Annotated in this window: 12 protein-coding genes; 8 read left to right on the forward strand and 4 right to left on the reverse strand. The window is 45.0% G+C overall.

Annotated features, from left to right (window positions below):
- Positions 1 to 12 precede the first annotated feature (12 nt).
- The 8 genes from AB4Z30_RS21565 (at position 13) to AB4Z30_RS21600 (ending at position 10,363) form a co-directional block, all read left to right on the forward strand.
- Positions 13 to 1,182, forward strand: a complete 1,170-nt coding sequence (locus AB4Z30_RS21565) for a PP2C family protein-serine/threonine phosphatase (protein WP_441929511.1) — start codon at positions 13 to 15, stop codon at positions 1,180 to 1,182.
- Complete coding sequence (locus AB4Z30_RS21570; RefSeq protein ID WP_441929512.1) at positions 1,179 to 4,904, forward strand: response regulator; 3,726 nt, start codon at positions 1,179 to 1,181, stop codon at positions 4,902 to 4,904. Before AB4Z30_RS21565 ends, AB4Z30_RS21570 begins: the two co-directional genes overlap by 4 nt.
- Positions 4,905 to 4,973: 69 nt before the next feature.
- A complete protein-coding gene (locus AB4Z30_RS21575) occupies positions 4,974 to 5,846 on the forward strand; it encodes a CheR family methyltransferase (RefSeq protein ID WP_251511825.1) in 873 nt (290 codons plus the stop codon).
- Positions 5,847 to 5,862: 16 nt separating this feature from the next.
- A complete protein-coding gene (locus AB4Z30_RS21580) occupies positions 5,863 to 7,539 on the forward strand; it encodes a response regulator (RefSeq protein ID WP_441929513.1) in 1,677 nt (558 codons plus the stop codon).
- A gap of 87 nt (positions 7,540 to 7,626) precedes the next feature.
- A complete protein-coding gene (locus AB4Z30_RS21585; RefSeq protein ID WP_090924484.1) occupies positions 7,627 to 7,965 on the forward strand; it encodes an STAS domain-containing protein in 339 nt (112 codons plus the stop codon).
- Between the two features lie 18 nt (positions 7,966 to 7,983).
- A complete protein-coding gene (gene rsbW, locus AB4Z30_RS21590; RefSeq protein WP_441929514.1) occupies positions 7,984 to 8,436 on the forward strand; it encodes an anti-sigma B factor RsbW in 453 nt (150 codons plus the stop codon).
- Positions 8,433 to 9,206, forward strand: a complete 774-nt coding sequence (locus tag AB4Z30_RS21595; protein ID WP_342552793.1) for a sigma-70 family RNA polymerase sigma factor — start codon at positions 8,433 to 8,435, stop codon at positions 9,204 to 9,206. Before rsbW ends, AB4Z30_RS21595 begins: the two co-directional genes overlap by 4 nt.
- A gap of 137 nt (positions 9,207 to 9,343) precedes the next feature.
- Positions 9,344 to 10,363 carry a magnesium transporter CorA family protein gene (locus tag AB4Z30_RS21600; protein ID WP_441929515.1) on the forward strand — a complete coding sequence of 340 codons (1,020 nt, stop codon included), beginning with the start codon at positions 9,344 to 9,346 and terminating at the stop codon, positions 10,361 to 10,363.
- Between the two features lie 22 nt (positions 10,364 to 10,385).
- Here the strand turns inward: AB4Z30_RS21600 and AB4Z30_RS21605 are convergent, their stop codons facing one another.
- The 4 genes from AB4Z30_RS21605 to AB4Z30_RS21620 all read right to left on the reverse strand — a co-directional run bounded on the left by AB4Z30_RS21605 (position 10,386) and on the right by AB4Z30_RS21620 (position 12,398).
- Positions 10,386 to 10,751 (reverse strand): DUF5665 domain-containing protein, encoded by a 366-nt coding sequence (locus tag AB4Z30_RS21605; RefSeq protein WP_441929516.1) that lies wholly within the window; start codon positions 10,749 to 10,751, stop codon positions 10,386 to 10,388.
- An 83-nt stretch (positions 10,752 to 10,834) separates the two neighbouring features.
- Positions 10,835 to 11,242, reverse strand: coding sequence for a YtxH domain-containing protein (locus AB4Z30_RS21610; RefSeq protein WP_441929517.1), 408 nt, complete (start codon positions 11,240 to 11,242; stop codon positions 10,835 to 10,837).
- Between the two features lie 64 nt (positions 11,243 to 11,306).
- Positions 11,307 to 11,564 (reverse strand): GlsB/YeaQ/YmgE family stress response membrane protein, encoded by a 258-nt coding sequence (locus AB4Z30_RS21615; RefSeq protein ID WP_090924488.1) that lies wholly within the window; start codon positions 11,562 to 11,564, stop codon positions 11,307 to 11,309.
- A 132-nt stretch (positions 11,565 to 11,696) separates the two neighbouring features.
- The gene (locus AB4Z30_RS21620) at positions 11,697 to 12,398 is read right to left on the reverse strand and encodes a phosphatase PAP2 family protein (RefSeq protein ID WP_441929518.1); all 702 of its coding nucleotides are present in this window, start codon (positions 12,396 to 12,398) and stop codon (positions 11,697 to 11,699) included.
- Positions 12,399 to 12,508: the final 110 nt, after the last annotated feature.

The following is a 12,508-nucleotide window of genomic DNA, read 5'->3' on the forward strand; positions in this document are numbered from 1 at the left end:
AAGGAGATTGAAATGAGAATACTTATTGTTGACGACAATCCGACAAATGTCATTATCATTCGAGAAATTTTAAAAAAAGAAAATTACCGCGATATTGTGACAGCAAGTTCAGCTATGGATATGTTCGAAGTATTGGGGATCGGTGAAGATAACAGCGAGCCGCGTCCCAAAACGTCGGATATTGACCTCATTTTGCTGGATATGATGATGCCTGAGATGGATGGGATTGAAGCCTGCAGCATTGTGCAAAAATTCGAAAATCTGAAAGACATTCCGATTATTATGGTAACCGCAATTGGAGATTCCAAAAAACTGGCAGAAGCGCTCGATGCAGGGGCATCCGATTATGTAACGAAGCCAATTAACAAGGTGGAATTGATGGCGCGAATTCGGCTGGCCTTACGTCTGAAACAGGAGAAAGATTGGCACAAGGAGCGTGACCAGCGTATTCAGGATGAGTTGAAACTGGCAGCGATGGTACAAAACGCTGTGCTGAGTCATGCGATCGAAGATCCTTTTTTTCAAGTACATGCCATATACAAACCATCCTTTGAACTCGCAGGAGATCTCTACTCCTGGTTTCCGCTTGGAGAAGGGCGGTACGGCGTGTTACTTCTCGACATGATGGGTCACGGTATATCTTCATCTCTGTTCACGATGTTTATCGCTTCTGTGCTTAAGGATACGGTAACGACGTACGTAGACCCGGAGAAGGTTATTCAAGAGCTGAATCGTCGCTTTAACCAGCTGCATCTGGGAAAACAGCTGGTGCAGTATTACTTTACAGCGATTTATTTAGTCGTAGATACCCGTATGAAACGGATTGATTATGTGAATGCAGGGCACCCGCCAGCCTTATTTTTCCGTAGTGATGGCAGCGTGACTTCCTTTGACAGCGTGTGCTGTCCTGTGGGCTTGTTCGACAAAATGGATATTGAGCCTCAGACCATTCATTACGAAGGTGAAGGGCATATTGCGATGTATACGGACGGCTTGCTTGAAACGGTCCAAGGTGACCAGGAGCAGCAACTGGAGTTTTTGAAGGAACAATTAAAAGGTTCTCATAAGTGGAATGAAGAAGCGATGCAGACGTTGTTCTTCGATGACGAATTGAATCAGGAACGGGACGATGATAAATGTCTGGTATGGATTACCTTGGATAAAGGGGCGGAAACCGAATGAAAATCAGGAATAAACTGCTGATTGGTTTTACCGCCTTGATGGCTATTATGATCATGCTTACCTTTGTGAGCTATGAGCGTTTGAACAGCAGCAATAAGCAGATCGATCAGATGTACCAGGAACGTTATCTGAAGGTAAGATTTACTTCAGCTGCGCGCGGGGAAGTCAATGATATCGCTAAAGTGCTGGCTAACTTGTTATTAAACCCAAACAATTCGGTCAGCGCGGCTGAATCGGATCTGAAGGAAATGAAGGACAGAGGTGTCCGTTATCTAGAACAGGTGAGAGACCGGGCAGATACCGCTTCTGAACATCAACTTGTAGACCGTGTGAATAATGCGTGGGATGCTTACACGAATTATGCAACAAGAATAACCAGCTTGATGTCCCAGAACCGGGTGGAAGATGCTAACAATTATCGTAATTCCACCGGGCTTGCGGTGCAGAAGGAAACGGTGGACAGCTTGAATGCATTGTCTCGTTATCAGGATCAGGAGATTGATGCCGAGATCAAAGGCGCCAATGCTGCATATAGCAGGGCTGTTCAGATCACAATTAGCATTATGATCGCCGGATTACTGCTGGCTTTGGGTGTCATTCTGTGGGTGCTCCCAAGCATTTCGCGTGGTCTGAATACGGTATCGATGATGATTACGAGTTTTGGCAAGGGACGTTATAAAACGATCCGCCGGATTCAAATCAAGTCGACCGATGAGATCGGTCAAATTGCTTCCGTTTTCAAAGATGTTTCTAACGATCTGGAAGAAAAGCTGGAGATTGAGAAAGCTTACGTGCAAGCCCAGCAAGATCAGAACTGGATGAGTTCCAACATTGCAAGAGTTCCTGAGCTTCTCCGGGGAATCGGCTCCATCCGTCAAATTTCCCAGATGTTTATCAGTGAATTCACACCTGTGCTTGGTGCGCAACTGGGTGTAGTGTATCTGATTGACGAGGAGAAACATCCAGATGAATTGAGACGTTATGGTTCATATGCATTTGAAGAGAACGGCGAGCTTGGTAAAGAGGTGTATCGGATCGGGGAAGGTATGATTGGTCAAGCTGCATTGGATATGAATCCGATTGTGCTGGAGCAAACACCTGACCAATATGTGAGCATTGGCTCTGCTTCAGGTTCTGCACGTGCTGCCGGAATTATGATCTATCCGGTCGTGTTTGAAGACGAACTCATTGGTGTGGTGGAACTGGCCTCCTTTGAAGGTTTCAGCGAAATGCACAAGCAGCTGTTTGGTCAGTTAATCATGAACTTAGGTGTTATCCTTAACAATGTGCGGCGACGTCTTCGTGTGGAGGAATTGCTGCGGGAGTCTCAGGCGCTTACAGAAGAGCTGCAGGTGCAATCCGAGGAATTGCAGACACAGCAGGAAGAATTACGCCGTTCCAATGAAAATCTGGAAGAACAGACCGATGCACTCAAACGTTCTGAAGAGCTGCTGCAACGCCAGCAGGAAGAATTGGAGCATTTTAATACAGAACTGATTGCCAAAACGCGGGCGCTTGAAGAACAGGTACGTGAAGTGGAAGAGAAAAATGATGAAATTGAGAAAACGAAGACACAATTGGAACAGCAGGCCATGCAATTGTCGATGACCAGCAAATACAAGTCTGAATTTTTGGCGAATATGTCGCATGAGCTGCGAACTCCACTCAACAGTCTGCTCATATTGTCTCAGTTATTGTCGGAGAACAAGGATGGTAATCTCAGCAGTAAACAGCAGGAGTATGCACAAACCATTTATATGTCCGGTGCAGATCTACTGAAGATGATTGATGAGATTTTGGATCTATCCAAAGTGGACGCAGGCAAGATGGATATCAACTATGAGACTGTTCGATTGGATGAGCTGACCAGCTTTGTCACCCAGAACTTTGGTCCGATGGCCAACAAGAAGGAACTGGATCTCAATTTCGATTTCGACAGTTCCCTGCCAGAATGGATCTATACAGACAGTCACCGGGTGAAACAAATTTTACGTAATCTGTTGTCCAATGCCTTCAAGTTTACCAATCGTGGATCGGTGAATCTGATTGCAAGACGTATGAAGCCAGAGGAATTACCAGGATATCTGAATACGAATCAGGAATACCTTGGATTTAGCATCAAAGATACCGGCATTGGCATTCCACCTGACAAGACAGATCTGATATTCGAAGCGTTCCAACAGGTAGACGGTACAACGAGTCGCAAATATGGCGGTACGGGTCTTGGTTTATCGATTAGCCGAGAATTGGCACGTCTGCTTGGCGGGGCAATACAGGTTGAATCCGCTGAAGGGGTGGGCAGCACTTTTACATTATTCTTGCCGGATAATCATCAAGATGCCGAATTGGCAGAGGAAGAAGCAGCGAGAGAAGCAGCAGTATCTACAGAACAGCCGCAAGAAAGGTTGCCGGATATCAAGCCTGTTCGCTCATCTCAACAATCTATACTTGCACCTGATCCGGAACGGAGTCGTGTCGCTGATCTATCCCCTGCTCGTAGTGCAGAGCTAACTCGAGTTGAGGACGATGTTAATAACATCGTTGAAGGTGACAAAACATTGCTGATCATAGAAGATGATGTGAACTTTGCCCACATTTTAATGGATATGGCGAGAGGTCGGGGCTTCAAGGCACTGGTTGCTCTTCAAGGGGATACCGGACTGGAGATGGCCCGTGAATACTTGCCTGATGCGATCATTCTGGATATCCAGTTGCCTGTAATGGATGGGTGGACGATATTGGGCGAACTGAAGAGCAGTTCTGTAACACGTCACATCCCGGTGCATGTCATCTCCGTTGTTGATGATATGAAACAAGGACTGATGATGGGAGCTATTGCGTATCTAAAAAAACCATCCAGCAAAGATTCACTGGATAAAGCATTCTCTCATATCGAATCCTATACTGAAAATCAGCTGAAACGATTGCTTATTGTTGAAGATGACGAGATTCAGCGTAAAGCAATCATTGAATTAATTGGACATGATGATGTTGTCATTACCGCAGTATCTACAGGCCAGGAAGCACTGAATGAACTGCACAGCCAGCGTTACGATTGTATGGTACTGGATCTGATGTTGACGGATATGACGGGTTTTGAACTGCTGGATCAGATTCGGGATGATGAATATCTGAATGATTTGCCAATTATCATTTATACCGGTAAAGAACTGGATTCCAAGGAAGAGATGAAGCTTCGCAAATATGCGGAATCGATTATTATCAAAGACGTGAAGTCACCAGAACGTCTGCTGGATGAAACGACATTGTTCCTGCATCGGGTAGAAGCCAATCTACCTGAGGACAAACGACGTATTTTGCAGAAGCTGCATAATAAAGAGACTTTGTTCGAAGGCAAAAAAATATTGCTTGTTGATGATGATATTCGAAATGTGTTTGCATTATCCAGCGTGCTTGAAGGGTACCGTATGGAAGTTACGTTTGCTGAGAACGGCCGTGAGGCATTGGAGGCACTCGAGAAAAATCCGGAATTTGATCTGGTGCTGATGGATATGATGATGCCAGAGATGGACGGATACGAAGCGATGACACGGATTAGGCAGAACCCCAAATTCGATAAATTGCCGATTATTGCGCTCACAGCCAAGGCGATGAAAGAAGATCGAGGGAAATGTATTGAGGCTGGAGCATCCGATTATGTGAAAAAACCGATTCAAACGGATCAATTGTTGTCATTAATGCGGGTATGGTTGTATTCGTAAGCGTATGGTTTGGGTAATGAAGGAGAATAACGCATACGCAAGTAACCAATGATGAAGTGGAGAGAAGTTATGACACCGTGGGAACCTAACGAAACGGGAGCAGATACGGTTCGTATACCGCAAGATGAAGAGCGTGAATTGATTGAGATTGAATTGCTGCTGGAGGGAATGCATCGTTTGTATGGGTATGACTTTCGGAATTATGCGCTGCCATCCCTAAGACGAAGAATATGGCACTACGCGCATGCAGAAGGTGTGAAGAGCATATCTGGGCTGCAGGAAAAGGTTTTGCATAACCGTTCATCGTTTGAACGTTTTGTACAAAACTTGTCCATACCGGTGACAGAAATGTTTCGCGACCCGTCGCTTTTCCGCATGTTTCGGGAAAAAATCATTCCTATTCTGAGAACCTATCCGTATATTCGGATATGGCATGCAGGCTGTTCTACAGGTGAAGAAGTGTATTCCATGGCGATTATGCTGCATGAGGAAGGGCTGTATGACAAAGCACGAATTTACGCAACGGATATGAATGACCGCTCACTGCAACAGGCCAAGGAAGGCGTATACGGTATTGAGAAAATGAAGTTGTTTACAACAAACTATCTGGAGGCAGGGGGCACAAAAGCCTTCTCCGAATACTATACAGCGAAATATAATTCCGTTATATTTCACCCGTTTCTTCAGAAAAATATTATTTTTGCCGAACATAACTTGGCAACAGACCGGTCATTTAATGAGTTTAATGTTATTTTTTGCCGCAATGTCATGATTTATTTCAACGATGAGCTGCGGAACCATGTGCACGGGCTGTTTCATGAGAGCTTGAGCCACTTTGGCATACTCGTTCTGGGATCGAAAGAATCCATTCATTTTACAGAATATAGTGATGCCTATGAGCCGTTAGACCGGACCGAAAAAATATACCGGAAGATCAAATAGGGGGTTAGGCTTAGCTATGGGGCTCAATGAACCAATCCACATATTATTGGTAGATGACCGCCCTGAGAACCTGCTTGCGCTCGAAGCGGTTCTGGAATCAGAGCAGTACAAACTCGTCAAGGCAAATTCCGGAGAAGAGGCACTCCGTTGTTTGCTCAAAGACGAATTTGCGGTCATTGTACTTGATGTGCAGATGCCTGGGATGGACGGAATTGAGACAGCGAAATTAATTAAGGCACGAGACAAATCCAAAGATGTGCCAATTATCTTCATCTCGGCGAACAGTAGAGAGGCCGAGCATCTGTTTGCCGGATATTCGGCGGGGGCCATTGATTATATGGTCAAACCGTTTATTCCTCAGATTTTGAAGTCCAAAATCGAAGGATTTGTGGAGATGTTTATCTCGAACAAAAGACTTAAGACACAGACGATGTTGCTTCATCAGAAGACGCAGGAATTGGAGAAGATGAATCAGCAACTTGTGCAGGCCAAAGAAGAGGCCGAGATTGCGGCTAATGCCAAAACAGAGTTTCTGGCGATGATGAGCCACGAGATCCGTACACCGATGAACGGAGTCATCGGCATGGTCGACCTGTTGATGGAAACCGAGTTGAAGGAAGATCAGAAGGAATATGTGGATATCGTTCGTCGTAGTGCCGATGCACTTGTTACGGTGATTAATGACATTCTTGATTTTACCAAAATGGAGTCTGGCAAAATGGAGCTGGAGGAGCATCCATTCGAACTGGTTTCCTGCATACGGGAAGTGCTCGGTTTGTTTGCTGCAGAAGCGGGTAAGAAAAATCTGGAATTGGATTATTTCCTTGAGGACTCTGTGCCGGAATTAATCTATGGAGATATGGCACGGCTCCGCCAAGTACTGCTGAATTTGATTGCCAATGCGGTGAAGTTCACCGACCATGGCGGTGTTTATCTGATTGTCTCCGTGAATGGAGAGCAGGAGGGGAACCTATCTTTGGAGTTTGCTGTCAAGGATACCGGAATAGGCATTGCACCAGATAAAGTGGATCGCTTGTTTCAGCCATTTTCCCAGCTGGATACGTCGATGACCCGAAAATATGGTGGAACAGGTCTTGGCCTTGCCATTTGTAAAACGCTTGTCGAAATGATGGGTGGACAGATCTATCTGGATATCTCTGAGAAGATGGGAGCTACCTTCGTATTTACCATTCAGGCGAAGCGTTACATTGAAACGGAACTGGTTCAGGGCGGCAACGAAGAGAAGTTGACGGATGTGAAAAATGAAGATCAACATCCTACCGTGTTAATTGTGGATGATCATCCCATTAATCAGAAATTGATGGCGATTATGTTGCATAAATTGGGGCTGCTATCGGATATTGCGGAAGATGGTCAGAGGGCTCTGGACATGGTGATCGAGGCCACGTCACCGTATGATTATATTTTTATGGATTTACAGATGCCTGTCATGGATGGTTTGGAATGCACGAGACGCATACGTGAGAGCGTACCCCGGAATAAGCAACCTGTCATTATCGCAATGACGGCTAACGTAATGGAAGGCATTCAGCAACGCTGTAAGGCAGCAGGGATGGATGACTATATCAGCAAACCGGTAAAAATGGGTAGTGTGAAGCAGAAGCTTGCACATTTTCAGAAGAAACATCAGGTCTTGAATCCAGGCGCCTCGGCAATGAATCATGCGAATTGAAAATTTTACCAGTTATGTTTCCTGTTTCACTCGTGCATAAGTTGGGTTATAAGGTAAGGAAACCATTGATCAGGAGAGAGATGTCTAATGAATACAAATAAAAATGAAAAATTCAATGCAAGAACCGAGACACATGACGGTGTATGCACAGTGTATTTGACTGGCGAACTGGATTTGTCGGTTGCTCCTGACTTCCGTTTGGTAATGGAACCGCTCGTGGACAACAAGGAGCAAGATTTGATTATTAACATGAAAGATCTGAAGTACATTGATAGCACAGGGATTGGTATCCTGTTATCTGTTCTCAAGGCCAGACATGGAATGGAAGCTCGCTTTGAAGTACAGGAAGTTCCTGCGCAAATTCAGAAACTTTTTGATATGACGGGTATAGCCAAATTCTTTGTTACACAGAAGAATTCCCAATAGGAAAGGATCGAAAAAGGAATGAATGCAGAAGTCCAAAGAATTACGCTGAATTTACCGGCGACAGCTGAATATGTAGATATTGTAAGACTTAATTTATATGGTGTTGCATCCAAAATGGGTTTTTCGTACGAAGACATTGAGGATATGAAGGTTGCTGTGTCCGAAGCTTGTAACAACTCCGTATTGTATGCCTACTCTCATGAAGGCGGCATGGTTGAAGTGGTATTTGAAGTAGATGGTGAGTCACTTGCGATTACTGTCAACGATGAGGGTGCCAGCTTTGAAAATGTGAACCCTGCTATAACACGTTCCGGACTTCACGACAAAGAACTGACAGACGCTCAGATTGGCGGACTTGGGTTCTATCTGATGCAAGCTCTGATGGACGATGTCAGTGTGGAGAGTGAGACGGGCAAAGGTACGAAAGTAGTACTCGTAAAACGTCTTGCAAAAAGTGAGGAGAAAGTATGAATGAAAAAGTGACTCCCCCAGAGTCCATGTCTGAAGCGATTGGTTTGATCTGGGAATATCAACAAACACAGGACAACGAAATCGCTACCGTTCTTATTCGAAAATATGAACCGATGGTCAAAATGGCCGCGGGTAAAATTGCCCGGAATCGACCGGATTTATATGAGGATCTGTACCAGACAGGCCAAATGGCTTTGATTCGATTGCTGAAGCAATACGATATCAATCTGGGGATTCCATTTGAACCGTATGCGATGAAAAGTATGATCGGTCATATGAAAAATTATCTTCGAGATAAGTCATGGTACATTCAAGTGCCGAGAAGAATCAAGGAAAAAGGTGCATTAGTGCAGCATGCGATTGATGAACTGACGGTTAAGCTGGAACGTTCACCAGGGGTTAATGAGATTGCAGAATATCTGGATCTTACACCGGAGGAAACCATTGAAGTTCTGGCTGGCCGCGAGTGTTACCACTATGTTTCTCTGGATTCTCCTTTATCTCAGGATGACAGTGCAGCGACACTGGGTGAACTGATCAGCGCGGATGTGAATGACTTTGATTCGGTTGAAAAACGGATGGATCTGCAGCAGGCATTAGGACAGCTCAAAGAGCAAGAACAGAAGGTACTTATTTTAGCGTTCCAAGATGGTCAGTCACAGCGGGCCATAGCCCAGAAGCTGGGTGTTTCTCAGATGAGTGTATCCCGGATTCAAAAACGGGCTACGGAAAAACTGAAGCAGATTATGTCTAACGCTTCTATGCTATGATAAATCATTCCTATTGTTGCTCCAATACGGCTTGACGAGGACACGGTATTGCACTCACTGGATTGCATACGTGTCCTTTTTGAATTCACTGGAGGGACCCGGAGACCAATGGATTAACATGTCAGGAGGAATATAAGGTGGATGATATCAAACTGGAAGCTCGGCGTGATCAGTTATCCTGCTCTGAAGATTGGCAGTGGTGGGACTGGGTAGCTCCGGATTCCAGCAGTATGGACAGTGCACTTTATGATCTGGAGCAGGCATTTCCAGAGATGCAATATTGGCTAAGCAAAATACCGAAAGCTGAATCAAACTACTTATCTGTTCGTTATTTTAACGGCACAGATGCGGTTATTTTTGGCTCCTTCTTATATGCCGTGAAGAATGAAACAAATGTTCAACGAAGAGATAACCAGATGTTTTTTTATGTCGATAAGTTCAATTTGGTTACGCTCAATTTGGATGACAATACGAGAGGCATTATGAAATCGGGCGAACGTATGCATATGCTGCAGCAATGCACGCAGGCTAGAGAAGGAATGTTTGTGCTTTTTCGAGCCATTCTGCATTATTATCATGTCGGCATGGATCATTTTGAGATGAATTTGCGTGATCTGGAACGGACAATGGAGTCACGCAATGCACGCACATTGATGGATCAGATTCTGGCGGCGCGGTTTGAATTACTGTATTGGAGCAACCTGTTCATTCCCTATGCCGAATTAATGGCAGCTTCCCGGGAAGCCTATCTTCAAGAGATTACAGACAATCGCTTCTATCAACAGCTTCAGTATCGCGTTGAACGTATGGAGTGTCTGTTTCAGCATTATGAAAAGGAGATCGATACTCTAATCTCAATAGACAATGCCATCTCGGGAGTACGTGGTAATGAAATTATGAAGACACTGACGATTGTTACTTCTGTATTCACACCGGCAACAGCGGCAGGTGCTATATGGGGAATGAATTTTGAGAATTTACCCCTGATCGACAAGACGTGGGGAGTTGTACTGGTCATTGTACTGATTATCTGCAGTATGGTTAGCATGTATATATGGATGATGATGAAAGGGTGGACAGGGGATTTGCTGAAGGTAAAATCTGCCCAGTCTTCCGCTCCGGGAAATCGGGACAGAGGAAAAGAGGGGCCACGCTAGCCGCAGACGGGCTGCCCCTCTTTTATTTTTTGTAATCCTGGATGTAACCGAGAAGATCCGCGATATATTGACCCACGATAGGCATATTAACAAATTGGCTAAGGATATAGGCAAGCAAACCAAGCACAACAAATGTACCGACAGTCAACCCAAGCCCGCGAGCCATACCAGCGGTAAAGTTCGTAATGATTCGTTTTTTGGGGCTACTGTAATTTTCAATGATGTCTTTGATCTGTGCTCTCTCCAAACTGTCCGCAATCTGATCGAGTCGTGTGTTCAGGCGTTTGACCTCGTGACGCAATTCGAATGGATGCTCACTCGTATCATACTGCTGTGCAGGTGTTCCTCCTGTTACCGGGGTATTGCCATTAATCGTGACTTTACTCATATATGTCATTCCTCCGTTCGTTCTGGATAAAAAATAGCCAGCTGGAATGCAGCTGGCTATTTATTGCTCGATCTCATCAGGCCTTACAGGCTTGTCGAGTTCAATTGTTTACGCSCATCTTCCTTCGCTTCCACGGAAGCGGCAGCTACTTCTCCAGATGCACGCGTTGCTTCCTCAGCAACGTCTGCAGATGCTTTTTTCACGGAGTCCATAACATCATTACGACCTTGGTTTACCGTTCTAGCCAGATCGGAGGTTTTGGATGATACCGTTTTGGCAATTTCAGAAGCTTTGTCACCAACAACAGTAGCCACTTCTTTTGTACGGTCAGTCACCATGCCTACCTTTTCAGAAAGATCACCACGCAATTCGCGGCCTGGTTTAGGTGCGAATAACAGGGCAGCTGCAGCGCCCAGCAAACCTCCGATGAAAATACCTTTTGCGAAAGTCGAACCACTTTGTACAGGATATTGCTCTTCTGCTTTATTCATGTCTAATCACTCCTTCTTTAATTTGGGAAACAAATACGAAACAACGAACACCGTCTAACCCGAATCAGGCAGCCTGTCTAAGCAGTCTGGACACAAGCCCCAGCAAGAAAACAAAGAGAGCTGTACCAATGATGGCAGGAATGACTGCAAAGTTACCGATAACTGGTCCCCAGTTACCAAGCAAAAGTGCTCCCAACCACGCTCCGGCGAATCCGGCAATCATCGCACCAATCACGCCGCCCGGCATGTTATGACCGGCCAGTGCATCTCCGATTAAACCGATAATGATCGCCATGACAATGCTGATAATAATGCCCCACATAACAACCGCCTCCTTTTCAACTTGATGCAGGATGTTGTCTGTTCGCGTTTGCTTACTTCGTATATAAACGCCGTGCAACACAGTGAAACAACTAACTGTCCGATGAATAAGATGGAAATTAGAGGAAAGGGTTCAGGAAGCAGATCGTTTTATTCCTTGGACCATACAAACAATCCAGACGAATCCGGCAGCAAATCCGGCAAAGACATCGGTAGGGTAATGAACTCCCAACATGACTCTGCTTAGACCAATTAAAAGAACAAATAAAGTACCGCAGAAGACGGGAAGCCACCTGCTGAGTACGTCACGTCCATTCCATTCCAAGGCCCAGATGACAAACAACATACCGTAAAATCCCATTGAAATCATGGCATGTCCACTGGGATAACTATATCCATGCACAACGAGAAGATGATCGAGTTCGGGTCTGCTTCGTCTGAAAATCTCTTTTAATAGAGTGTTCAAGATCCACATCATGGCAAAGCTCACGCAGATTACATAGCCATACGTGATAGCTTTGGGACGGCGCTGTGCAAAAAGCAATAGTGCAAATCCCACTGCAGCGAGTGCTGATATTTTGAAAGAACCTAGTGCTGTGATGAATGAAGTGTATGGCAACAAAGAAAGACGAGACTGGGAATGCAGGTAAAATAGTTGCTGAATCTGACTATCCAGCTGAATCAAACGATCCAGACCCAGCCAGGCTCCAACACCTGCAAATAACAACACAATGCCTGCACTCATCAGTGAAGCAATCAGGATATATTTCAGCAGGGATTGCAAAGGGATAACATGTTGTGATTCAGATGAGAACTGTGGAAAATTGCGTAGCATGAGACGTGTCTCCTTCTATAAAGAGTAGTCCTTCAATAAGGTTGATAAAGCTTTACCCGAAACGACTGTCGAAAAAACTGTAAAACCGTCGTTTTTGTACTATACTAATG

Source organism: Paenibacillus sp. 2TAF8 (genome assembly GCF_052114825.1).
GTDB lineage: Bacteria > Bacillota > Bacilli > Paenibacillales > Paenibacillaceae > Paenibacillus.